The organism is Uniformispora flossi, from assembly GCF_049534875.1.
In the GTDB taxonomy this organism is placed as follows: domain Bacteria; phylum Actinomycetota; class Actinomycetes; order Streptomycetales; family Streptomycetaceae; genus Yinghuangia; species Yinghuangia aomiensis.
In genome coordinates, this window is sequence record NZ_JBMULZ010000008.1 from 319,646 (window position 1) to 343,565 (window position 23,920).

Here is a 23,920-nt window from a genome sequence, read left to right on the forward strand (position 1 = left end):
CCTGGTGCGGGAGTGTTCAGGTGGCCGACGGGGTCGGGAGGCTCTTCGGCGGTGCGCCTGCGCGGATTTGGTGCCAGGTGCCGGCGGTGAGGGTGGGCGCGGGCGGTGTCCGCCGGGCACGGGCGAGGGACCACGCGGGGGCGGCCAGGAGGGTGCTGCACAGGGCGAGGAAGGCGGGGATCGCGCGGGGTTCGGTCAGAGGGCTGAGGAGTTCCTCGGTGCTGTGGTGGTAGGCGCCGCGGCGGAAGGTGGCGTTCCAGAGCTCGCGGAGGACGGCGAGGCGACCGGAGACGGCGGCTTCACGGAGGGCGCCCGCGAACTGGTGGGTGTGGGCATCGGGTTCGCCGGGCTTCTGGGCGGCGGGGGCTTCGCCGCGGGCCACCGCGAGGAGGGCGCCGACCAGGTCGACGCCGGAGCGGGCGGCGTTCGTCGGGTCGGTCAGGTAGGGGTCGACGCCGATCCACACGGGGCCGTCGGCGGTCAGGATCCCGTCCATCGACAGCGCGCCGTGCCAGCCGATGTGGGCGCCGAGCAGGGTGATGTGTTCGTTGAGGAGGGGAAGTGCCAATCCCTGTTTGGCGGTTCCGCCGGGGGTGAGGTGCCGGTAGGCGTGCACGGCGACGAGGCGGCCGTTGTCGAAGACGGACTGGGCCGTCACCATCGGGCCCTGGGCCGGGTGTTGGAGCAGGACCCGGCCGCGGTCGGCGAACGCGCCTTCGGCGTCGAGTTCGTCGGCCAGGCGCAGGAGTTCTTCGCGGAGGCGGATCCGGGGCGCGGGGGCGCCGACCGGGCGTTTGACGTACAGCGGGGGGTCGGCTGCTTGGCGCAGCGCCTCGGCGGAGCGGACGACCAGCGCTTCGGGCTGCGGTAGGCCGATCTCGGTGAGGGTGGCGGCTGCGGAGACCTTGTCGAGGACGCGTTCGAGGGCGGGATAGCGCGGTACCGCTATGCGGCCCTTGAGCGCGCCCGTGCCCTCGCCGCTGCGCGAGACGACCGCGGCGTGGGCGCCGAACGGCACCACCACGTCGTGGCCTTCGGTTCGCACCGTCGTCTCCAGGGCGTCCAGCCACCCCCACGGGTCGGCCGCGAACGCGGGCGCGGGGTGCGCGCGGGCCACGTTCGGGGCAGGCCGCACTTGGGCGGGGCCGCCCACCGCACCGAACACCTCGACCTCGTGCCCGGCATGGCCGAGCAGCAAGGCGACCTGACGTGACGTCACACCGGAACCGTCGCTGAGCAGTACGCGCACGCGCACATCCTGGCACCGCGGCATGCCCCACCGCGAGGAGTCCCCCTCCACCGCCGGGAGATCGCGCATCCGGGCCACCGGAATCGGCGCTGTGCCGAGTGGGTCTTATGGGACTGAAGAGGCGTAGTTGATGTTGTGCGTCGTAGCGGGCGCGTAGCGTGGATTCCACCTGACACACCGTGTCCAGGGATTATTCGACGTGGGTCAAGACGTAAGAACGAGGTGCTCCCGCCTGTGGCCACCAACCGATACGGCGCAGCTTGTGCCACCTGCTCGACGTACGTCGCGCCCGGCGAGGGTGTGTTGACGCGTCTCGACGGCGCATGGACCACGTACTGCCGGGACTGCGAACCCAAGCCCGCCGCGCCCGCCGCCGGCACGCACGCGGGTTGGCACCGCGGTCCGTTGGCCGCGTTCGACCTGGAGACCTCCGGCGTCGACCCGGCCACCGACTTCATCGTGACCGCGGCCATCTGCGATGCCGAAGGCGTCGGCCACACGTGGCTGGTGCACCCCGGCGACCGGGAGATCCCGGAGGGGGCGACCCAGGTGCACGGGATCTCCACCGAGCACGCGCGTGCTCACGGGCGTCCCGCCAAGGAGTGCGCCGAGGAGATCGCCCAGGTGCTGGCCGGCTACCTCGCGGCAGGCACGCCGGTCGCCGTCTACAACGCGGTCTTCGACCTCACCCTGCTGGAAGCCGAACTCCGCCGTCACGGCCTGCGCCCGCTCGCCGAGCGCGTTCCGGCGATCGGGCCGATCGTCGACCCGCTGATCATCGACAAGCAGCTCGACCGCTTCCGGCGCGGCAAGCGCACTCTGGAAGCGACCAGCGCGTTCTACGGCGTAGCCCTCGCCGACGCGCACACCGCGACCGGTGACGCCGCCGCTTGCCTCCGACTCGCCCAGGAACTCGGCGCGCGCTACCCGAAGTTGGCCGCCACCGACATTCATACCCTGCACAACGACCAGCGCGCGTGGGCCGCCGAGCAGGCCGCGTCGTTCCAGGCCTACCTGGACCGCACCCGCCCCGGGCACGGCGAACACATCGCGGGCGAGTGGCCGGTGATCCCGGCAGGCGCAGCCGGGTGAAAACGCCGGAGGCCCCCGGGACTGCCCGGGCAGGCTTCCGGGTACGCCAGTACGATCCGGGCCGGACCGCCGCGACACCGCGGCGTTCGGTCGCACGGGAAAGCCGAGGTACGGGTGTGAGCGAGATCCTGCACGTCGAAGGCCGCATCCTCGTCGGCCCCGACGACGTCCGCGACGAACTGTGGGTGCTCGACGGACGCATCACCTTCGACCGGCCCCGCTACAGCGCCGACCGCGCGGAGACCCTGCGCGGCTGGGTGCTCCCCGGCCTCGTCGACGCGCACTGCCACGTCGGCCTCGACGCGCACGGCGCGGTCGACCACGACACCGCCGAAGCCCAGGCCGTCACCGACCGCGACGCGGGCGCGCTGCTGCTCCGCGACGCCGGATCCCCGAGCGACACCCGCTGGGTCGACGGCCGCGAGGACCTGCCGCGCCTCATCCGGGCCGGCCGCCACCTCGCCCGCCCGCGCCGCTACATCCGCAACTACGCGCACGAGATCGAACCGGGCGACCTGACCGCCTACGTGGTGCAGGAAGCCCGGCGCGGCGACGGCTGGGTCAAGCTGGTCGGCGACTGGATCGACCGCGAACGCGGCGACCTCGCACCGTGCTGGCCGTACGACGCCCTCAAGGAAGCCATCGACGCCGCCCACGCGGCCGGTGCCCGGGTCACCGCGCACTGCTTCTCCGAGGAATCCCTGCCCGACCTGATCCACGCAGGAATCGACTGCATCGAACACGCGACCGGGCTGACCGAGGAGTTGATCCCCGAGTTCGCCGCCCGCGGCGTGGCCATCGTGCCGACGCTGGTCAACATCGCCACCTTCCCGTCGATCGCGGACGGAGCCGACGCGAAGTTCCCCGGCTATGCGGCGCACATGCGGGACCTGCACGCCCGCCGCTACGAGACCGTCCGCGCCGCCTACGACGCGGGGATCCCGGTGTACGTCGGCACCGACGCGGGCGGCTCGCTGCCGCACGGCCTGGTCGGCCACGAGGTCGCCGAACTCGTCCGCGCCGGGCTGCCCGTCACCGCCGCACTGTCCGCCGCCACCTGGTCGGCCCGGGCCTGGCTGGGCCGCGACGGCCTCACCGAAGGCGCCGAGGCCGACTTCGTCGTGTACGACAGCGACCCGCGCGAGGACGTCGCCGCACTGCTGGCACCACGCGCGGTGGTGCTGCGCGGAGTCCGCCGCTAGCGGCTCGGCGGCATCAGTCGAACACCGAGGGGTGGCCTGCCGCGAGGAGTTCGGCCGGTTCGCCGGCGAACGCGACCCGGCCGCGGCGCAGGACGTACGCCACGTCCGCCCGCCGGAGCGCCTCGCCCGCGTACTGCTCGACCAGGACCACCGTGCGGTGGTCGGCGGCGAGTGCGGTGACGACCTCGTACAACTGCGCGACCACGCGCGGGGCGAGGCCCTGGCTCAGCTCGTCCAGGAGCAGCAGCCGGGACGGGCGCAGGATCGCACGGGCGACCGCCAGCATCTGCTGCTCGCCGCCGGACAGCGTGCCCGCGCGCTGCCCCAACCGCTGCCGCAGCACCGGGAACGCGTCGAGCGCCGGGTCGATCGGGCCGGTCCCGGCGAACACGCGCAGGTTGTCGCGCACCGGCAGCCCGCCGAACACGCCGTGCCCATCCGGGATCAACGCCAGCCCCGCGCGGGCCCGTTCGGACGCGGTCCAGCCGGTGATGTCGCGGCCGCGCCAGTCGAGGTGCCCGGCCGCGGCGGGGAGCAGTCCGGCGATCGTGCGAAGCAGCGTGGAGCGGCCTGCGCCGTTCCGGCCGAGGAGGGCGGTGACGGCGCCGTCCGGGAACGCCATGTCGACACCGTGCAGGGCCTCGACGGGGCCGTAGCGGACCCGCAGCCCGCGGACCGTGAGCGCGGCCGGCATCAGGACCCCCCGGGGCCGGGCGCGGGCTCGCCGTCGCCCGCCAGCGGGTCGAGGTACGCGGCGCGGGCCGCCGGGTCGTCGCGGACCGCGTCCGGGGTGCCGGACGCGACGACGCGGCCGGCCGCCATCACGTACACCGTGTCCGCGACCCCGAAGACGAGTTCCATGTCGTGTTCGACCAGCAGGACCGCGAGGCCTTCGCCGGCCAGGCGGCGCAGCAGCGCCCGCATCCGGGCCGTCTCGGCGTCGTCCAGGCCGCTGGCGGGCTCGTCGAGGAGCAGCACCGACGGGTCGGCGGCCAACGCGCGGCCCAACTCGACCAGGCGCAGCGTGCCGGTCGGCAGGCGCCCGGCCGGGACGTCGGCGACGTCCGTCAACTCGGCCAGCTCCAAGGCCCGTTCGACGGCCTGGCGGGTACGCCCGCCGGCCGGGTCCGGCAAGCCCAGCAGCCGGGCCGCGGCGCTCGCGCCCGCACGGTTCTCCGCGCCGACCCGCAGGTTGTCCGCGACGGTCAGGCTCGGGAACACCGAGACGACCTGGAACGTCCGCGCGATGCCGAGCCTCGCCCGCCGGTGGTCCGGCAGGCGGGTGATGTCCCGGCCGCGGAACCGGATCCGGCCCTCGTCCGGCCGCTGCGCGCCTGCCAGGCAGTGGAACAGCGTGCTCTTGCCCGCACCGTTCGGCCCGATCACCGCGGTCACCTGCCGCGGCGGCACGGTCAGGTCGACCCCGTCGACGGCACGCAGTCCGCCGAAGTGCCGCACGAGGCCGTGCGCGGTGAGCACATCGGGACCGGGCGGTGCCTCGGTGGCGGCCGGGACGACGTGGCGGGGGCTCATCGGAGGGCTCCGGGACGGGCTTCGCGGTCCCCGTGGACCCGGGCACGCACGGCGCGGCCCGCCGGGGTGAGGCGGGCGGTGGACCGGGGCGTGTCGGCCGCCGGTTCCGGCGGGGCGAGGGCGGGGACCAGCACGCGCCGCGCCGTCGCCAGGGCACCGCCCGGCATGCGGGACAGCAGGATCGCGCCCGCGCCGACTACGATCACCGACACGCCCTGTTGCGTCCCGCTGTCCAAACCGACGATGAGCGCGGCGGCCAGCACCGCACCCGCCGCGCTGTCCACGCCGAACACCACGACGGCGGCGAACCAGATGAGGCCCTGGATCGGATCGAACGTCTGCGCGTCGAACGCACGTCCGGACATGCCGAGCAGCGCCCCGCCGAGCGCCGCCACGCCGGCACTCACCGCGAACACGAACACCTTCAGCCCCGGCACGTCGATCCCGGACGCCGCAGCGCCGCCTTCGCTGTCCCGCATCGCGATCAGCATGCGGCCCAGCCGCCCCGCGTGCAGCCGCCGGACCAGCAGCAGCGTCAGCCCGAGGCACATCAACTCCAGGACATAGAAAGCATGTTCGCCCTCGAACGGCCACGGATGGTCCAGCCGCAACCCGGTGGTGAAGATCGGCTGCGCGAACACGAACCGGCTCACCACCGCCGCCACCGCGAACGTGCTCAACGCCAACGCCAGCCCGCGCCGCCGGATCGCCGGCCACCCCGTCACCAGCCCGACCGGGATCACCAGCAGCGCCCCCAGCAGCAGCGCGAGCAGCCCCGGCACCTCGCCGAACCCGAAGAACTTCCCGCTCATGAGGGACGCCGCGATCAACGCACCCAGCCCGGCATACCCGGCCTGGCCGAGCGACACCTGCCCGGCGAACCCGGTGACGATCACCAGCGACACGAAGACGATCGCCAAGGCGGGCACCTGCTGCGCCGACTGCAGGTGCTCGGTGCTCAGCACCAGCGGAACCGCGAGCAGCACCGGATAGGGCAGCCACCACAAGGCGGGCAGCCGCGCCCCGTTGCCCGCCGGGATCCGCATGTACGTCCCGCGCTCGCCGACCTCCACCATGCGCGGAAGCAGCAGCAGCGCCAGGAGCAGCACCACCACGAACAGGTTCGACTGCAACGCCTGCAGCATGTTCTGCGCGCGGCCTTCCAGCTGCACCCGGGTCAGCTCGCTCTGCCCCACACCGATCGCCACCGCGACCAGGATCGCCACCGGCAGACTCGCCAGCCGCGCGGCGACCGCGACGCCGATCGTCTCCAGCACCAACAGCGTGAGGCCGAACGGGTCGAGGCGCAGATGCGGCGCCAGCAGGATGCCGGTCAGCCCGGCGAGCATCGACCCGAACGCCCACCCGACCGCCGACACCCGGTCGGCGGCCACGCCCGTCAGCTCGGCCAGCTCGCGGCGGTCGACGACGGCCCGCAGGTCGGCACCGAAGCGGGTGTACCGGGTGACGACGGCGACGACGAGGGCGATGCCGACGACCACGCCGAGTTCGGCGAGCGCGGACTCGGAGACGGTGGCACCGTCCCACAGCTCGACGGTGCCGGCGGGGAACAGCGTGGGCGGGTCGAGGCGCGATTCGGTGCCCCAGGTGAGGATCGCAATGCCGAGCAGCATGACGAGGACGCCCAGCGACGCCGCCAGCATCTCGGCCGGCCCTGCCCCGCGCCGCTGCAGCCCGCGGAACACGAACCGGTCCAGCAGCAGCCCGAACAGCGGCGCCACCACGAACACGTCGAACAACGCCGCGGGCACCACCGGCCACGACCACACCCGCACCTGCTGCCACAGCAGATACGCGATGAGCATCGCCAACGCCCCGAACCCGAGGTTGAACACCCCGGTCGCCCGGTACGACGTGATCAGCCCGACGGCGGCGAGCGCGGCAATGGCACCGACACCGAGACCGGCCAGCGCGAGGTCGATGGTGAGCATCGGTCAGGGGGCCGGGGTGGGGGAGAGGCTGACGGCGACGGGGCAGGTCGGCGCCGAAAGCCGAGGGACGCGGGCGGGCGAGGCCGGCTGCGAGTCGCCCCTCTCGCGGCTCCGGATCGGGGGGACGGCCGCGGAGACCGTCCGGCGCGGCATGTGCCGGAGGGGGGTTGCGGCGGCGAAGGGGCAGCACGCCACGGCCTGCGGTGCATGGCGTGGGTTTTTCGGGGCCGTTCGACGCGCGTCGGCGATACGGAGGGTGACGGATTCCCGGGCGCTGCCCGCGGGCTCCGGCGCGACGGGGTGCGGCCGGCTGGCGTCCTCGGGCGTCCACCGTGGTGCGTCCATTCGCGTGCGGCCGGACGGGTGGTTTGTCGGCTGCCGGACCGGCTTGGGCGTGTCGGGGGCGGCCGGGGTGGCGCCCGAGGCAACGGACGCGTGCGCGGCGGGGCCGGAAGCGGGGGAGGCGCCCGGCTCGTCCGGCGTCGTGGGCGCCGGGTCGGTCGGGGGCACCGGGGCGGTGCCGGGTGACGTCTCCGGGTCCGAGGAGGGCGCTCCGTCCGGGGCATCCGGCGTCGGCTCGGCGGGGCCCAGGTCGCCCGGGTCGCACAACGGGCAGGGGCGGAGGCCCCGTTCGGCGGCTTCCGCGCGGGTGACCGGGTAGGCCGCCGGTTTGCCGGCCACCAAGGTGCAGTCGGGACGGTGGTAGCGGGCGCCGTCGGGGACAGCGAGCCAGGAGGCTTCCGGCGCGGGCGACTCCGTGGCGGGCCGCGCCGGGCCGCCTGCCGTGGCCGCGCCGACCCCGCCGGTCGCACCGGCCGCCGCAGTCGGCTTGGCGGGGTCTTCTGCGGCCGTGTCGTCGTCCGTCGGGGCCGCCTCACCACCGGTTGTCGCACCGCCCTCCGGGACCTCGACCAGCAACCCGTGCAGCTCCGCCACCCGCTGCCGCAGCTCCGCGTCCGAGCCCCGCGACCGTGCCGCGATCAGCACCGCACCCGCGATGATCAGCGCCGCTCCGGGGATCGACGCCGACGCCAGGTACGGGATCTGCCGGGCCTCGTACTTCTCGCCCGAGACGCCGTACCAGCCGATGGCGCACAGGAGTCCGCCGACGAGCGCGACGAACCAGCCGCCGTACACCCGGACGGCCGCACGCACATCGCCGTCCCAGCGCGGTCTTTCCGATCGCTCCACCGGCCGCCTCACCTGTCCGCCGTCGCTGTCGTCCGCCGCCGTCACCCGTACGGGCGCCCCGCGTTCCGCAAGGCTTCGGATGCGGTCGGCCGGGGTCTCGTCCAGGTTAGTTGCGGTCGAAACGGAACACCCGCGTTTCCCGGCCCCGATCGGCCGGGAAGTCGCTGCGGGAGGGACGGCACCCCGGGATCCGATATCCGGTCGGCGCGGGCGGCATGCCGGAAGCCGCCCGCGGATAGAGGTTCGGTCACGGGTTGCCCCCGGTCCGCACGGTCGGCATGTGACCAGCCGGTAGGGTGCCGTACGCTCCGAGTCGACTTCTGTGATCTACGCCGGATTCCCCGGCGGGAACGGATGGTGTGAACCATGCGCAACATAGGTGCTCGCCGTATGGCGTGGGCGGTTCTTCCCGTCGCCGGTGTCCTCGCGCTCGCGGGCTGCGGCGACGACAAGAAGGACGAGAGCAAGGCGAGCAACTCGCCGTCCGCGCCGGCTGCCCAGACCCCCGCGGCCACCACGGGCGCCCCGGCCGCGCCGACCTCCGCCCCCGCCTCGGCTCCGGCCGCCGTCAACTCGGCGACGTTCACCGCCGACCAGAAGGCGGCAGCCGCGGCCTACCAGAAGGTGCTCGACCCGAAGGCGACCGTCGCCGAGCGCAAGGCGCTCATCCAGGACGCCGACAAGCTGAACACGATGCTCGACGCCATGCTGTCGAGCCAGCTGGTCAGCTCGGTCAGCATCAAGACGAACGACGTCAAGATCGACGGCGACAAGGGCACGGTCAACTTCGACATCCTGCTCGGCGGCGCCCCCGGCGCCGTGCCGCCGATCGACGGCAACGTCGTGAAGCAGAACGGCACGTGGAAGGTCGGCGGCAAGACCGTTTGCACGCTGGCCGGATACGCGCAGGTCCCCCCGGCCGCGGAGTGCGCCGGCTACTGACGCACCCGCGCCGCCAGGGCGTCACGAAGTGAATCGGCCGCGGCTGCACATCCTCCGCATGTGCAGCCGCGGCCTTCGTGCGTTTTGCTGGGTACATCCGCACCACCCGACGCCCAGCCCCGCCGGAAGGAACTCCGATGCGCCGCACACGCCGTACTGCCGCCCCCGTCGCGGTCCTCTGCGCCGTGCTGCTCGCCGCCGGCTGCGGATCACGCGTGCCGGAAAGGGACTTCGTGCCGAGCAACGCCCCCGCGGGCGGCGGGGCGCCGGCCGGGGGAGCGGCCAACAAGGCCTCGGACGTCGGCGTTACTCCGACCGAGATCAAAATCGGGATGATCGACACGTCGTCCGGGCTGCTCGGCAAGGACACCTTCTCCGGGCCGATGTACGGCGCGCAGGCGTTCTTCCAGGCCCTCAACGACAAGGGCGGCATCAACGGCCGCAAGGTCACCGTCGTGCCGTGCGACGACGAGGGCGTCGGTTTCCAGAACCAGAAGTGCGCGCGCAAGCTGATCGACGACGAGAAGGTGTTCGCGTTCGCCGGCAACAGCATCTACAAGTACGACGGCGCGCCCTTCGTCAGCTCCAAGGGCGTCCCCGACGTCGGCGGCATCCCGATCGGCAACGCCTACGACACCTACCAGCACCTGTACAGCCTGTACGGGTCGAGCGCCCCGCGGAACGGCACCGTCGGCTGGGACGGCACGCTGTACCAGAACACGTCGGTCTACCGGTACTTCAAGGAGCGCCTGGGCGCCCGCACCGCCGCCGTCGTCTCGTACAACCAGGCCGACTCGGCGCGCTTCGCCCAGACCATCAAGGACGGCCTCAAGGCCGAGGGCTACACCATCGTCGACAAGCAGCTCGACTTCGCGCTGCCCAACTTCGACGCGGCCGTCATCGACATGCGCAACCGCGGCGTGGACATCGTCTTCGACGCGATCGACACGCGCGGAAACGCGCAGCTGTGCAAATCGATGGACGGCGCCGGGCTCAAGGTGCAGGCCAAGGTGTCGACCGTGCAGAACCAGAACGCGACCGTCGGCACCGACTTCAAGGACTCGCCGACCTGCCGCAACTCCATCCAGGTGACCGGCGGCAGCCGCAACTACGAGGACGTGCAGAACCCGGCGGTCGCCGACTTCCGCAACGCGATGGCCAAGTACTTCCCCGACCGGGCCGGACAGATGTCGCAGTGGGCGCTGGAAGGCTGGGCGTCCGCACAGTGGCTCACCGACGCGATCGGCTCGTGCGGCGCGGACGTCACCCGCAAGTGCGTCGAGCAGTTCGTCAACAGGCCCGAAGGCTACGACGCCCACGGGCTGCTGATCCCGGTCAACTTCAACCCGCAGACCGCCGAACAGGCCGCGGCACCCGCCAAGGCCTGCCTCAACGTCGTGCGCTGGCAGGACAGCGCGAACGGCGGGCAGGGCGGCTGGGTCGACCAGGTGCCGGACATGGACGCGAACTGCTTCGTCGTGCCGTCCTTGCCCTACAAACCCTGAACCGCGCCGCCTACGGGTGCGGCTTGAGCGTCGGGCAGCCGCTCGTCTTGTACGACGCGCGGTACTCGAAGTGCCAGGCTTCGTTCGCGTAGATCTGGCACCAGCCGTACTGCGAGCCCTTGCTCTTCATCCACGCCTGCGCCGCGACGTTGATGTCGATCGCGATGCCCTGCACATGGGACGACTCCCCGGGCGGCAGGACCCGGTTGCGGGCCGCGGCCGTCGAGCCGGTGTCGCGGACTTCCTGGTCCCACAGGTCCTGCTGGTGCTGGAACGACCGCTTGCCGGACGTCAGCGTCAGGGTGATGCCGTTCGCCGCCATGGCCGTCTTCGCCTGCTGGTAGGCGGTGCGCGCGGCACCGGACAGCTGGTTCGGGTCGGTCGCGCCCGGGTCGTCGGTGATGCCGTCCCCGTCGTCGTCCGTGCCGGTCTTCGGCTTCTTGGTCGTGGACGTGGCCGTCGGCGACTTGGTGGACTTGCCGGTCGTGCTCGCCGTCGGGGAGGTGGACGGCGGCGCGGACGTCGGACCGGCGCTGGTCGCGGGCGCCGAAGGCGGCGCCGCCTGGATCGTCGCGGTCGGCGATGCCGACGACGCCGAGTTGTGGTCCTTGTCGCTCTTCATGGACTTCACGGCCACCAGGCCCGCGCCCACGAGCGCCACGGCGCTCACCACGCTCCACACCGCGATCATCTTGCGTCGGCCCCGCGGCCGATCCGCCTCGGGCGCCGCGGGGAAGGCGCCGGGCCCGGACGGGGCACCCCCGCCGGCCGCGGCCGCCGGAGACATCGCGTACGCGCCCAGGTCGACCGGGTTCGCGTCGGCCGCACCGCGCGGCCCGGGCACGCCGGCAGCCGCCGGGTGCGCCGCGGGGGCGGACCGCGGATCCGCGGGCGGGAAAGGCTGCGCGACGGTCTCGGCACCCGCACCGGCAGCTGCCCCGGGGCCGGGAGCGGCCGGCGCAGGGCTCGGCTGCGCCGCAGCCGGCGGCACCGGCGCGGACTGCGCGGTCTGCACCGGCGCCGACTGCACCGGGACCACCTGCGTCGGGATCTCGTGCGGGTTCACCGCCGGTCCCTGGCCGCTGCTCTCCCGCCACGCGTTGTCCAGGTACTGCGCGGCATCCGAGTACGCCGCCTGCGGATATCCGGGTGCACGCGAGTCCACGCGATGGCGCGGCACCCCCGCGCCCGCCGGGTCGTCCGCCCCGCGGCGGTCCTCTGGTATCTGATTCACCGTCGAATTCCTCCCCGCCGGATCATGTCGTATGACCTGGACGCGCGCGGCCGGAATCCGGTTCGCGGACGTATGGCATTTCCCACGCGGAACTCGTGCAACGCGGCGGGCACGCATGACATACCCGCACATGTCGACAAAGCGGTGGTGCTGGCCAGGGCCGGGTGGCACGTGCGTACCCTGGGGGCCGAAACGGGAGGCCCCGGTCCGCGCACCGCCGCGCCGGGGGGTGAGGAGGCGCCGCGATGAGTGTCCAGGCCCAGACCGGGGGCGGGCTCGTCGACGCGTACGGGCGCACGGCCACCGACCTGCGCGTGTCGCTCACCGACCGGTGCAACCTGCGCTGCACGTACTGCATGCCCGCGGAAGGCCTCGACTGGCTGCCCAAGCCGGAGCTGCTCACCGACGACGAGATCGTCCGGCTCGTCCGCATCGCCGTGCGGCAGCTCGGCGTCACCGAAGTCCGGTTCACCGGCGGCGAGCCGCTGCTGCGCCGCGGATTCGTCGGCATCGTGGAACGCGTCGCCGCACTCGAACCGCGCCCCAAGATGTCCGTGACCACCAACGGCCTGGCGCTCACCAAGCTGGCCGCGCCGCTCAAGGCCGCCGGCCTCGACCGCGTCAACGTCTCCCTGGACACCCTCGACCCCGCGCGGTTCAAGGAACTCACCCGCCGCGACCGGCTCCGGGACGTGCTGGACGGCATGGCGGCCGCCGCGGACGCCGGGCTCACCCCGGTCAAGGTCAACGCCGTCCTGATGCGCGGCGTCAACGACGACGAAGCGCCCGCACTGCTGTCCTGGTGCCTGGAGCGCGGCTACGAACTCCGGTTCATCGAGCAGATGCCGCTCGACGCGCAACACGGCTGGGACCGCTCGCTGATGGTCACCGCCGACGAGATCCTGGCCGCGCTGTCCGCGGCCTTCCGGCTCACCCCGGAAGGCGACGAGGCGCGCGGCAGCGCCCCCGCCGAACGCTGGCTCGTCGACGGCGGCCCCGGCAGCGTCGGCGTCATCGGCACCGTCACCCGGCCGTTCTGCGGCGCCTGCGACCGCACCCGGCTCACCGCCGACGGCCAGATCCGCAACTGCCTCTTCGCCCGCGAGGAATCGGACCTGCGCACCGCGCTGCGCGGCGGCGCGTCCGACGACGAGATCGCCGACCGGTGGCGCGCCGCGATGGCGACCAAGAAGGCGGGAGCGGGCATCGACGACCCGACATTCCTCCAGCCGGCCCGGCCGATGTCGGCGATCGGCGGATAACCGGGCCCGGAGATGATCCGGCGCGCCGGGGAGCTCCGGCAGCTGTTCGAACAGGCGTCACCCGAAAGGGCGATGCAGACCCGGGCGCCCGCGCCCGGCGAGCAGCACCGGAATCACCCGGACGAGCGACCCTCATCCGGGTCGCCGGCCTCCGCGGCCGTCCACGCGGCGAGGTCCACCGTGTCCTTGAGGAACCCGCGCACCGCCAGGAACTGTCCCAGCGACTCGCGGTGTTCGTCGCAGGCCAGCCACGTCTTGCGGCGGTCCGGCGTGTGCACCTTGGGGTTGTTCCACACCAGCACCCAGCGGGCGTCCGCACGGCACGCCTTCGCCGAGCAGATCGGCCGGGTCGGCCCGTCGTCCGCGGGCCCGAAGGGAAGCATGACCCCAGTATCGCAATCGGGCGGGCCGTGCCCGGCGTCGGGGCGGAAGTCCCGGTCCCGCTGCGCAGGGTGATGATCGCGGGGCTCGGGCGGTGCGGGAAGCGGGCCGGTCACCGGCTCCGAAAACGGGCGATGCCGGGCAGCCACGGGGGGAGCCGCCCGGCATCGCGTCGGTCGCTCCGACGGGGGATACGGAGCACGTTTTGAAGTATGGCACGTCCACGGCCGACGTGAAGCCCCATACGCGAACGCGTGTCGGGCGAATTCGGCACCCGTTCCCGACCCCCGGATGACGGTCGGCGGTTTACTCGAACAACTTACTCACGGTTACTTTCTGACGGTCCGTCAGGTGCGGGGGAGGCGGTCTCCGGGGCCTCGCCCGGCGCGGCCACCCGGCCGTCCGCCGACGCCGCGAAGACACCCTCGCCGGGGCTCCGCCAGACCTGTCCGCCGAGCCGCGTGTCGGCCGGCGGCCCCGCGGCCGCACCGGCCCCGGACGAGGTCGCCGGAGGAGCCTCGTGCGAGGTGTAGGCCGGGTCGTCCGTCACGATCCACGCATCGTCGGGGACCACGCGGATGTCGTGGCGTTCCGCGCTCGTCAGCACCGCCTCCGGCGGCGCCTCGATCGCCTTGTGCGGCTGCGGCGGCACGCTGAGGGCGGGCGGCGGATCCGCGTTCGGCTCCCGGCCGGCGTTCGCGATCACCACGGCGACGTACGGCAGCAACAGCGCGCCCGCCAGCATCGCCCAGCGCAGCGGCCCGGTGAACACCACCGCCAGCAGGAAGCACACGGTGCGCACGGACATCGAGATGACGTAGCGGCGTTGGCGGGTCCGCACGTCCTCGGTCAGGCCCTTGCGGGCGCCGCTGATGCGGTACACGGAGGCTTTGCCGCCCCGCTCGTGATTCATGTGCACCCGATTGACCTGCACCCTGCCCACCTGCCGCCTCCCGGGGCGGCCCGACCCGTCGTGGCCGCCGCCTCCACGGTACGCCGCGTATCCCCCGCGAACGAGACCGGGGCGCGTGCGATGTCGCGGGCATGTCGGGACGAATCGATTCCGCACCGCACCGGCGCCGCGCGGACCGCGGAACGGCCCGGGCGAGTCCGGGCGAGCCGGGCGGGCTCGGGTCAGCCCTGGCGGCGCAGGTACTCCGGCGGGACGGCGGTGACCAGCCACACGCCGTTGTCCGACACGCGGAACAGGTGCCCGTCGGCGTGCATGCGGGCCGCGTCCACCACCAGCACCACCGGGCGTCCGCGGCGGGCGCCGACCCGGCGCGCGGTCTCCACGTCCGGCGACAGGTGGACGTCGTTGCGGTTCATCGGCCGCAGGCCCTCGGTGAGGATGGCGTCGATGACCCGGCCCACCGTGCCGTGGTACAGCTCCGACGGGGGTTCGGCAGGCGCAAGGCCCAGGTCGATGTCCACGGTGTGCCCCTGACTCGCCCGGATCCGCATCCCGTCCTCGGAGAACGCGAACCGCTTCTTGTCATTCTGCGCCACGACCAGGTCCAGCTCGACCCGCGTCACCGCGAAACCGCGGGACCGGCACGCCGCCAGCAGGTCGTCGACGGGCACCCAGCCGGACTCGTCCAAGGTGATCCCGATGCGCTCCGGCTGATGGCGCAGTGCCCGTGACAGGTACTTCGACACCTTCACCATGCGCTTCGGATCCATCGCGGGATCCCTCGGGTCGATGTTCGTCTCCATTCGCCTCCTCGGCGTAGGCCTCCGATGTGGGGATGTCTGTTTACCGGACGCGCGGGGGAGCGGCTAGGACGCCTGGCTCACCGAACTCATGTTGAAGTCCGGCACCCGCAGCGGCGGCATCGCCGCCCGCGAGAAGTAGTCCCCCTGCTCGCGCGGCATGGTGCGTTCCGTGGCGCCCGCCTCGGCCACCCGGCCCAGCAGGTCCACCGGTGATTCGTTGAAGCGGTAGTTGTTCACCGCGCCCACGACCTCGCCGTCCTCCACGAGGTACACGCCGTCGCGCGTCAGGCCGGTCAGCAGCAGCGTCTGCGGATCCACCTCGCGGATGTACCACAGGCACGTCAGCAGCAGACCGCGCTTGGTCGACGCGACCATATCCGCGAGCGACCGGTCCGCGCCCGGATTTTCCAGCACCAGGTTGTCGATCTCGGGCGCCACCGGCAGCCCGGCCAGCTTCGCCGTGTACCGGTTCGCGGGCAGTGCGGCCAGCACGCCGTCGTTCAGCCACGCCGTCGAACCCAGCCCCAGGCCGTTGTCGAAGACCGACGTGCCGTCGCCGGACGCCACCGTGGTGGAGAACGGGGCGCACTCCAGGCCCGGGTAGGCCGGGTCGCTGCGCAGCGACAGCGGCAGCGCCGCGAGCTTGTCGCCCACCCGCGTGCCGCCGCCCGGCCGGCTGAAGACGCTGCGGCCCTCGAACGCGTCGCGGGCACCCGACGACCAGTACAGGTAGATCATCAGGTCGGCGACCGCACTCGGCGGTAGGACGGTCTCGTACCGCCCGGCGGGCAGGTCGACGCGCCGCGCCGCCCACGCGATGCGCTGCTCCAGGTCGGCTTCCGCGGCCGCCACGTCGACGTCGGCGAAGTCCCGCGTGGCCGCGCCCGACCATGCGGACCGCGCCATGTCCGCGGACTTCGCGTTCAGCTCGAACGTGCCGGTCGGCTGGTCGTGCCGGGCCCGCAGACCCGCGCTCGTGCCCACGTAGGTGGAGGTGACCTCGTGCTGGGCGAAGCCGTACAGCTTGCGGTCGCCGGCCGCGGCACGGGCGAACGCCTCGCCCAGCGCCGGGGCGAAGTCGCGGAACACCTCGATCGAGGTACGCGCCGGGGCCTCGTCGAACCCCGCCGCGAACGCGCTCCCGGACAGCAGCGGATTGGCGTCCTCCGCGGGCCCCGCGTCGCGCGCCGCCTGCTCGGCGGCCCGCACCAGCTCCTCCAACTGCCCGGCGGTCACGCCGCTCCGGGACACGACACCCGACGCGACGCCCTCGGCACCGTCCACCGTGGCGACGACCGACACGCTGCGGCCCTGCGACAGCCCGTTCGTGGTCAGCGCGTTGCCCGCCCAGCGCAGGTTCGCCGTCGACGTCTCCTCGGCGATCACCACGCAGCCGTCCGCACGGGACAGTTCGAGCGCACGCTCCACCAGCTCGCCGGGCTTGGCCACCGTCGTCGATTCGCTCATCGCCCCGCCTCCTGCACCGTGTTGAGGATCCGCACCCCGCGGAACAGCGCCGACGGGCAGCCGTGGCTCACCGCCGCGACCTGGCCGGGCTGCGCCTTGCCGCAGTTGAACGCGCCGCCCAGGACGTACGTCGACGGCCCGCCGACGGCCTCCATCGACCCCCAGAAGTCGGTGGTCGTCGCCTGGTACGCGAAGTCCTTCACCTGGCCCGCCAAGCGCCCGTTCTCGATCCGGTAGGCGCGCTGCCCGGTGAACTGGAAGTTGTAGCGCTGCATGTCGATCGACCACGACTTGTCGCCGACCACGTACAGGCCCCGCTCGACCCCGCCGATCAGCTCGGCCGTCGACCGCTCCTCGGCGGCCGGTTGCAGCGACACGTTGGCCATCCGCTGCACCGGCACGTGCGCGGAGGAGTCGGCGAACGCGCAGCCGTTGGACCGCCCGAAGCCCTGCATGCGGGCCATGTTCCGGTCGAGCTGGTAGCCGGCCAGGACACCGTCCTTGACCAGGTCCCACGACTGGGTGGCCACGCCCTCGTCGTCGTAGCCGATGGTGGCCAGGCCGTGCTCGGCGGTGCGGTCGCCCGTGACATGCATGATCGGCGAGCCGTACTGCAGCGTGCCCAGCTTGTCGAAGGTCGCGAACGAGGTGCCCGCGTAGGCCGCCTCGTAGCCGAGCGCGCGGTCCAGTTCTGTCGCGTGCCCGATCGACTCGTGGATGGTCAGCCACAGGTTGCTCGGGTCGATCACCAGGTCGTACGACCCGGCTTCCACCGACGGCGCGGCGACCCGCTCGGCCAGCAGCGAGGGCAGCTCGGCGAGTTCGCTCTCCCAGTCCCAGCCGGTGCCGGTCAGGTACTCCCAGCCGCGGCCGGCCGGCGGCGCGAGCGTCCGCATCGACTCGTAGCCGCCCTCGCCGACCGCGATCACCGTGATGTCCGGGTTGATCCGCACCCGCTGCTGTGTCGTCGTGGTGCCCGCGGTGTCCGTGTAGAACTTGTTCTCCTGGACGGCCAGCAGCATCGCGTCGACGTGGTCCACACCGTCCGCGGCCAGCAGGTCGCGGCTCCACTGCGCGAGCAGCCCGACCCGGTCCGGCTCCGGCACGTCGAACGGGTTCACGTCGTACGCCGACACCCACGCGGCGTCCGGGTAGACCGGCTCCGGCGCCATCTCGACGCGGTCCCCGACCCCGGACGCCTCCGCGATCGACCGGGACACCCGCGCCACCGCGACCGCTTCCTCCGCGACCCGCACCGCCGCGTCCACCGTGAGGTCGACGCCCGCGGCGAACCCCCAGGCGCCGTCGTGCACGACGCGGACCGCGAAACCGACGTCGGTCCGATCGATCGACGCCTCCGTGCGGCCGTCCCGCAGCCGCAGGAACGAGTCGCGGACCCGCTCGAAGCGGAAGTCCGCGTGGGAAACCCCCAGTTCGCGGGCCCGCCCGAGGGCGGCGTCCGCCAGCAGGCGCAGGGGATACGCCTGGAAGGCCGGATCGATCGGGTGCGGCACGGCTCCACCCACCTGTCTGTCGTCGTGTCTGTCGCCGGCGTGCCGGGCACGCGCGGAACGCGCAGTCGGCAGTCAATCACGCGGACGGCCGCCCGACGGGGGAGTTTCCCGGCGGGTCGCCGCCGATCGCACGCGCATTCGATCGGCGGCGGTCGGAAGCTGCCCCCGAACGGCGCTGCGGTTGGCGAAATCCCACAGCTCCGCGGCACCGGACCTTGTCGCGGGGCGATTCCGCGTACCGCGCGGTAGACCGATACGGTCGTCGCAACCTCTCCCAAGCAGGTCCTGTCCATACATAAGGAGTGAGCCGTTGAGCCGGTCCGTACTGGTCACCGGAGGCAACCGGGGCATCGGCCTCGCCATCGCGCAGGCGTTCGCCGCCGAAGGCGACAAGGTCGCGGTCACCTCCCGCTCGGGAGAGGCACCCGACGGGCTGTTCGGCGTCCGCTGCGACGTCACCGACCCCGAGCAGGTCGAGCAGGCGTTCAAAGAAGTCGAGGCGCACCAGGGTGCCGTCGAGGTGCTCGTCGCCAACGCCGGCATCACCAAGGACACGCTCCTGCTGCGCATGAGCGAGGACGACTTCACCAGCGTCATCGACACGAACCTGACCGGCACGTTCCGGGTCGTCAAGCGCGCCAGCAAGGGCATGCTGCGCGCCCGCAAGGGCCGCATCGTGCTGATCTCGTCGGTCGTCGGGCTCCTCGGCTCGCCCGGGCAGGCCAACTACGCCGCGTCCAAGGCCGGGCTCGTCGGGTTCGCCCGGTCGCTCGCCCGCGAGCTGGGGTCGCGCAACATCACCACCAACGTCGTGGCGCCCGGCTTCGTGGACACCGCCATGACCGACGTGCTCGGCGAGGAACGCAAGGCGCAGATTCTGGCCGAGGTTCCGCTGGGCCGTTACGCGAGCACCGAGGAGGTCGCGGCCGTGGTCCGCTTCCTCGCCTCGGACGCCGCGTCGTACATCACCGGCGCCGTCATTCCCGTGGACGGCGGACTTGGAATGGGGCACTGACGCATGGGTGACCTTCTGGTCGGCAAGCGCATTCTCGTCACCGGCGTCCTGACCGACGCCTCGATCGCCTTCCACGTGGCGCGGCTCGCGCAGGAGGAAGGCGCCGAGGTCGTCCTCACCGGCTTCGGCCGGCTCTCGCTGGTCAACCGCATCGCAGGGCGGCTTCCCAAGCCCGCCCCGGTCATCGAACTCGACGTGACCAACACCGAGCACCTCGACGCGCTGGCCGAGAACGTGCGCCAGCACGTCGACGGCATCGACGGCGTCGTGCACTCGATCGCGTTCGGCCCGCAGGACGCGCTCGGCGGGAACTTCCTCAACACGAACTACGAGGACGTCTCCACCGCCGTGCAGGTGTCCGCCTACTCGCTCAAGGCGCTCACCATGGCGACCTTGCCGCTCAAGCCGAAGGACGGCTCGCTGTCCGTCGTCGGCCTTGACTTCGACGCGCAGGTCGCCTGGCCGGGCTACGACTGGATGGGCGTCGCCAAGGCCGCCCTCGAGTCCACCTCGCGCTACCTCGCCAAGTACCTCGGCGACCAGAACGTGCGCGTCAACCTGGTCTCGGCCGGCCCGGTCAAGACCATGGCCGCCCGCTCGATCCCCGGCTTCGACGCCTTCGAAGGCGTGTGGAACGAGAAGGCGCCGCTCGGCTGGGACCTCAACGACCCCGAGCCGGCCGCGCGCGGCGTCGTCGGGCTGCTCTCCGACTGGTTCCCCAAGACCACCGGCGAGATCGTGCACGTCGACGGCGGCCTGCACGCCATGGGCGCCTGATCCACCGCAGCACCCCGCACCACCCCGCACCACCCCGGGGCCGGACCGCAGCGCGCGGTCCGGCCCCGGCGCATTCCGGGTCCGGCTGCGTGCGAGACTCGATCCATGCCTGCTACACCTTCCACGCTCGGCGGCGAACCGCCCCAGGAGTCCGCCAAGGACCGGTACGCCCGCGCCGTCGCCGCCCGCAAGGCCCGCGAGGACCAGGCCCGCGCCGCCGACCGCGAAGCGGCGCGCGCCCGCGCCGCCGTCCAGGCCGCCGCCTACGCCGCCCGCGGCGAAGAAGAAGGCTTCACGCCGGTCCTCGCCCCGCCGGACCCCGACAAGCCGGCGAGCCGCGCCATGCTCGCGATCCTCGGCGCCATGCTCGTGGTGTTCGGGATCATCGCGGTCGTCGCGACCGTGCTCAGCTGAACCCGTGACAACCAACCGGTCGGACAGGGGTGGGGGTAACCCCACCCCCGTGCCGGGCGCCCGCACCCCCCGCAAGACGGCAGTCCGCCGGATGGGGCCGAAGTACCTCTCCCTCATAGCGTCGTAGCGACATCACGGGAACCCCCGACTCGGGGCGGTTCCACCGCGTACGCACACGCGACAAGGAGTGGGAACCCATGGCACGCAGGCGCAACCTCGCCGCCTCGATGGGCGGTTGGAGCGCACGGCACCGCAAGACGGCAGTTTTCGCCTGGCTGTTGTTCGTGGTCCTCTCCGTGGCCGTCAGCAGCATGGCCGGCTCGAAGCAGCTGTCCGACGGGGACATGACCCCCGGTGAAGCCGGCCGCGCGCAGAAGATCATCGAAGACGCCGGAGTCGAAGACCCCGCGAGCGAGATGCTGCTCGTGACCTCCGCGCGGACGAACGCCGACGACCCGGCCTTCCGCTCCGCCGTCCAGGACATCGCGGCCAAGGTCGCCGCCACCGACGTCGTCGAGAACGTCCGCACGCCCTACGACGCCGGCGTGCAAGGCGCCAAGTCGTCCGACGGACACTCCGTGCTCGTCCAGTTCGACTTCAAGGGCAAGAACGACGACGCGGTCGACCACCTCGACCCCGTCCTCGACGCGGTGAAGGCCGCCAAGGCCGCACACCCCGACCTGACCGTCGAGCAACTCGGCGACGCCAGCTCGCAGAAGTGGTTCGACGACACCATCGGCAACGACTTCAAGACCGCCGAGTGGACCGCCGTCCCGCTCGCCCTCGGCATCCTCCTGATCGCCTTCGGCGCCGTCGTCGCGGCCCTCCTGCCCGTCGCCCTCGCCCTCACCGCGTTCATCGCCGCCGGCGGCCTGCTCGCCCTCGCCACCCGCATCGTCCCCACCAGCGACACCACGATGTCCGTGATGCTGCTCATCGGCCTCGCGGTCGGCGTCGACTACTGCCTCTTCTACATCCGCCGCGAACGCGAAGAGCGCGCCAAGGGCCGCGACCCCGAGCGCGCCCTGGAGATCGCCGCCGCCACCTCCGGCCGCTCGGTCCTCATCTCCGGCGTCACCGTCATGGTCGCGATGGCGGGCATGATGTTCACCGGCCTCGGCCAGTTCCAGTCCATGGCCCTCGGCACCATCCTGGTCGTCCTGACCGCCATGATCGGCTCCGTCACCGTCCTGCCGGCCCTGCTGTCGATGCTCGGCGACAAGGTCGACGCGGGCAAGATCCCCGGCCTCGCCCGCATGCGCCGCCCCTCCGCCGACGGCGGCCGCTTCTGGGGCGCCATCCTGCGCACCGTGCTGCGCCGCCCGCTCGTGTGGACGGTCGCCGCGGGCGGCGTCCTGGTCGCCCTCGCCATCCCCGCCGCCGGCATGAAGCTGTCGATGCTGCCGCTGGACAAGGAACTGCCCAAGGACGTCTCGATCGTCCAGACCTACAAGCACGTCAACGAGAAGTTCCCCGGCGGCCCCGCCCCGGCCGAAGTCGTGGTCAAGGCCAAGGACATCAACGCCGCCGACGTGCAGGGCGCCCTCGACGCCTTCAAGAAGAAGGCCGTCGCCGACGGCGTCTCGACCGAGAAGATCGAGGTCCGCACCTACCCCGGCAAGACCGACGTCATGAGCATCTCGGTGCCGTTCGCCGACACCTCCAAGGAGGTCGAGTCGCTCAAGAAGCTCCGCGACTCCGTCATCCCCGAGACGTTCGGCAAGGTCAAGGGCCTCGACGCCCCCGTCACCGGCGAGACCGCGCGCACCGAGGACTTCAACCACCAGCTCGGCAAGACCACGCCCATCGCCTTCGGGTTCGTGCTCCTGTTCGCCTTCCTGCTGATGCTGACCTCCTTCCGGTCGCTGACGATCGCCCTCACCGCGATCGTGCTCAACCTGCTCTCGGTCGGCGCCGCCTACGGCGTGCTCACGCTGGTCTTCCAGCACGGCTACGGCGACTTCCTCGTCGGCACCGACGCACCGGGCGCGATCACCTCGTGGCTGCCGCTGTTCCTCTTCGTGGTGCTGTTCGGCCTCTCGATGGACTACCACGTGTTCGTCGTGTCCCGGATCCGCGAGGCCTACGACCGCGGCATGAACACCAATGACGCCGTCGCCTACGGCGTGCGCAGCACCGCGGGCGTCGTCACCAGCGCGGCGGTCATCATGGTCGCGGTGTTCGGGGTCTTCGGCACCCTGTCCATGCAGCAGATGAAGCAGATGGGTGTCGGCCTTGCGGTCGCCGTCCTCCTGGACGCCACGATCATCCGCGCCATCCTGCTCCCCGCGGTCATGGGCATGCTGAGCGAGCGCAACTGGTACCTGCCCAAGTGGCTCGGCTGGCTGCCGACGATGGACCACGGCGCCGGCGCCGACGACGACGCCCCGGAGCAGCCGCGGCGCGAGCCGGTCCTGGCCGGGCGCCACGCGGCACCGTACGAGCCGGAAGACGTCTCCACCAACCAGTGGATCCCGCGCCCGCCGGTCGGCTGACCGCCTTCCGAGCGCCCCGTAGAGGCTGTCGAACACAACGCCAAGCGCACGTCACAACACCTCGGGTCCCGGCCGACGACGGCCGGGACCCGAGGTGCATCCGTGCCGAATTCTGAGAGGCTGACCCCATGGCATCGCAGCGACAGCGCACACTCGTGGTCATCAGGCACGCGAAGGCGGATTGGCCCGACGGACCCGACCATGACCGCCCCCTCGCCGACCGCGGCCGCGCCGACGCCCCCGAAATCGGCAATTGGCTGGTCGGCAACCGCATCCACCCCGACCGCGTCGTATGCTCCACCGCGGCACGCACCCGGGAGACGTGGAAGCTCATGGGGAAGGTGTTCGACCCCCGCCCGCATACCTCGTACGACGACCGCCTCTACGACGCGACCACGCAGGCCCTGCTGTACGTCGCCCAGGAGACCCCGGACGACGTCGACACCCTGGTGATGGTCGCCCACAACCCGGGCGTCGCGGCGCTGGTCGCGCTGCTCGCGGGCACGGCGGACGGCGACGCGCTGGAGCGGGCCCGGGAGAAGTACGCGACGTCGGGCACGGCGATCCTGCGCTTCGACGGCCCCTGGTCGGAACTGAACGAGAAGAGCGCGCACTTGGCGGCGTTCGCGACGCCTCGGGCGTGACATCGGCCTGAGACAAGGCATCCACAAGGCCGCCCGCGGAGTGCCGCGGGCGGCCTTGTGCGTGGGTGGGGGGTGGTGCAGGTCGTGGCACCCGGGCGCCGTGTGCGTCGGGCGCCGGACTCGGCGGGCCCCGCCGACGGCGATTGCGGCATCCGCGCGTGGTGGCAGGGCCTCCGGGACGTGGAAGGGCGCTGACGGCCGCGTCGGGGGCGACCGCCTCGTGTGGCCGGGCGCGTCTGCCGCGGGCTGCCCGGGGCGGTGTCGGGCCGAGGCAGCGGGGCGATTGACGGGGTGGGGCACTGCGCGCCGCCGCCGGTCGGCCGAGCGGGCTCGGC

General features: G+C 72.6%; 21 protein-coding genes. 10 read left to right on the plus strand and 11 right to left on the minus strand.

All coding sequences use genetic code 11. The annotated features are described in order from the left end of the window. Positions 1 to 16: 16 nt before the first annotated feature. The gene (locus tag ACPA54_RS20420; protein WP_423531756.1) at positions 17 to 1,219 is read right to left on the minus strand and encodes a hypothetical protein; all 1,203 of its coding nucleotides are present in this window, start codon (positions 1,217 to 1,219) and stop codon (positions 17 to 19) included. 264 nt (positions 1,220 to 1,483) lie between these two features. Here ACPA54_RS20420 and ACPA54_RS20425 point away from each other — a divergent pair, with 264 nt between their 5' ends. Next, complete coding sequence (locus ACPA54_RS20425) at positions 1,484 to 2,341, plus strand: exonuclease domain-containing protein (protein ID WP_423531758.1); 858 nt, start codon at positions 1,484 to 1,486, stop codon at positions 2,339 to 2,341. 125 nt (positions 2,342 to 2,466) lie between these two features. Further along, on the plus strand, positions 2,467 to 3,543 hold the full coding sequence (locus tag ACPA54_RS20430) for an amidohydrolase family protein (protein WP_423531811.1): 1,077 nt from the start codon (positions 2,467 to 2,469) through the stop codon (positions 3,541 to 3,543). 13 nt (positions 3,544 to 3,556) lie between these two features. Here the strand turns inward: ACPA54_RS20430 and ACPA54_RS20435 are convergent, their stop codons facing one another. From ACPA54_RS20435 to ACPA54_RS20450, 4 genes are read right to left on the minus strand one after another with little or no spacing between them, the layout of a single operon-like run. Continuing rightward, entirely contained in the window at positions 3,557 to 4,237 is a 681-nt protein-coding gene (locus ACPA54_RS20435; protein ID WP_423531760.1) for an ABC transporter ATP-binding protein, read from the minus strand. Then, complete coding sequence (locus ACPA54_RS20440; protein ID WP_423531761.1) at positions 4,237 to 5,076, minus strand: ABC transporter ATP-binding protein; 840 nt, start codon at positions 5,074 to 5,076, stop codon at positions 4,237 to 4,239. Before ACPA54_RS20440 ends, ACPA54_RS20435 begins: the two co-directional genes overlap by 1 nt. Continuing rightward, a complete protein-coding gene (locus tag ACPA54_RS20445; protein ID WP_423531763.1) occupies positions 5,073 to 7,028 on the minus strand; it encodes a branched-chain amino acid ABC transporter permease in 1,956 nt (651 codons plus the stop codon). The genes ACPA54_RS20440 and ACPA54_RS20445 overlap by 4 nt, the downstream gene beginning before the upstream one ends. A 3-nt stretch (positions 7,029 to 7,031) precedes the next feature. Then, a complete protein-coding gene (locus ACPA54_RS20450) occupies positions 7,032 to 8,219 on the minus strand; it encodes a hypothetical protein (protein WP_423531765.1) in 1,188 nt (395 codons plus the stop codon). A 366-nt stretch (positions 8,220 to 8,585) separates the two neighbouring features. Between ACPA54_RS20450 and ACPA54_RS20455 the strand changes: the two genes are divergently transcribed. After that, positions 8,586 to 9,161, plus strand: coding sequence for an MTB12 C-terminal domain-containing protein (locus tag ACPA54_RS20455; RefSeq protein ID WP_423531767.1), 576 nt, complete (start codon positions 8,586 to 8,588; stop codon positions 9,159 to 9,161). A 137-nt stretch (positions 9,162 to 9,298) separates the two neighbouring features. After that, entirely contained in the window at positions 9,299 to 10,666 is a 1,368-nt protein-coding gene (locus tag ACPA54_RS20460) for an ABC transporter substrate-binding protein (protein WP_423531769.1), read from the plus strand. A gap of 10 nt (positions 10,667 to 10,676) precedes the next feature. Here the strand turns inward: ACPA54_RS20460 and ACPA54_RS20465 are convergent, their stop codons facing one another. Then, a complete protein-coding gene (locus tag ACPA54_RS20465) occupies positions 10,677 to 11,900 on the minus strand; it encodes a D-alanyl-D-alanine carboxypeptidase family protein (RefSeq protein WP_423531771.1) in 1,224 nt (407 codons plus the stop codon). Positions 11,901 to 12,145: 245 nt separating this feature from the next. Between ACPA54_RS20465 and moaA the strand changes: the two genes are divergently transcribed. After that, positions 12,146 to 13,162 carry a GTP 3',8-cyclase MoaA gene (gene moaA, locus ACPA54_RS20470; protein WP_423531773.1) on the plus strand — a complete coding sequence of 339 codons (1,017 nt, stop codon included), beginning with the start codon at positions 12,146 to 12,148 and terminating at the stop codon, positions 13,160 to 13,162. A gap of 113 nt (positions 13,163 to 13,275) precedes the next feature. Here the strand turns inward: moaA and ACPA54_RS20475 are convergent, their stop codons facing one another. From ACPA54_RS20475 to ACPA54_RS20495, 5 genes are all read right to left on the minus strand, one after another. Further along, complete coding sequence (locus ACPA54_RS20475; protein WP_423531775.1) at positions 13,276 to 13,545, minus strand: hypothetical protein; 270 nt, start codon at positions 13,543 to 13,545, stop codon at positions 13,276 to 13,278. A gap of 317 nt (positions 13,546 to 13,862) precedes the next feature. Further along, positions 13,863 to 14,456, minus strand: a complete 594-nt coding sequence (locus ACPA54_RS20480) for a DUF3099 domain-containing protein (RefSeq protein WP_423531777.1) — start codon at positions 14,454 to 14,456, stop codon at positions 13,863 to 13,865. 221 nt (positions 14,457 to 14,677) lie between these two features. Next, a complete protein-coding gene (locus ACPA54_RS20485; RefSeq protein ID WP_423531813.1) occupies positions 14,678 to 15,226 on the minus strand; it encodes an RNA 2'-phosphotransferase in 549 nt (182 codons plus the stop codon). A gap of 96 nt (positions 15,227 to 15,322) precedes the next feature. Continuing rightward, entirely contained in the window at positions 15,323 to 16,726 is a 1,404-nt protein-coding gene (locus tag ACPA54_RS20490) for a metallopeptidase TldD-related protein (protein ID WP_423531779.1), read from the minus strand. Continuing rightward, positions 16,723 to 18,240 (minus strand): TldD/PmbA family protein, encoded by a 1,518-nt coding sequence (locus tag ACPA54_RS20495; protein ID WP_423531781.1) that lies wholly within the window; start codon positions 18,238 to 18,240, stop codon positions 16,723 to 16,725. Before ACPA54_RS20495 ends, ACPA54_RS20490 begins: the two co-directional genes overlap by 4 nt. A gap of 310 nt (positions 18,241 to 18,550) precedes the next feature. Between ACPA54_RS20495 and fabG the strand changes: the two genes are divergently transcribed. The 5 genes from fabG (at position 18,551) to ACPA54_RS20520 (ending at position 23,585) form a co-directional block, all read left to right on the plus strand. Continuing rightward, positions 18,551 to 19,255 (plus strand): 3-oxoacyl-[acyl-carrier-protein] reductase, encoded by a 705-nt coding sequence (gene fabG / locus ACPA54_RS20500; RefSeq protein ID WP_423531783.1) that lies wholly within the window; start codon positions 18,551 to 18,553, stop codon positions 19,253 to 19,255. A 3-nt stretch (positions 19,256 to 19,258) separates the two neighbouring features. Next, on the plus strand, positions 19,259 to 20,032 hold the full coding sequence (gene fabI / locus ACPA54_RS20505) for an enoyl-ACP reductase FabI (protein WP_345674327.1): 774 nt from the start codon (positions 19,259 to 19,261) through the stop codon (positions 20,030 to 20,032). Positions 20,033 to 20,137: 105 nt separating this feature from the next. After that, positions 20,138 to 20,446, plus strand: a complete 309-nt coding sequence (locus ACPA54_RS20510) for a hypothetical protein (RefSeq protein ID WP_423531786.1) — start codon at positions 20,138 to 20,140, stop codon at positions 20,444 to 20,446. 197 nt (positions 20,447 to 20,643) lie between these two features. Continuing rightward, positions 20,644 to 22,941 (plus strand): MMPL family transporter, encoded by a 2,298-nt coding sequence (locus ACPA54_RS20515; protein ID WP_423531788.1) that lies wholly within the window; start codon positions 20,644 to 20,646, stop codon positions 22,939 to 22,941. Between the two features lie 128 nt (positions 22,942 to 23,069). Further along, positions 23,070 to 23,585 carry a SixA phosphatase family protein gene (locus ACPA54_RS20520; protein ID WP_423531790.1) on the plus strand — a complete coding sequence of 172 codons (516 nt, stop codon included), beginning with the start codon at positions 23,070 to 23,072 and terminating at the stop codon, positions 23,583 to 23,585. Positions 23,586 to 23,920 lie beyond the last annotated feature (335 nt).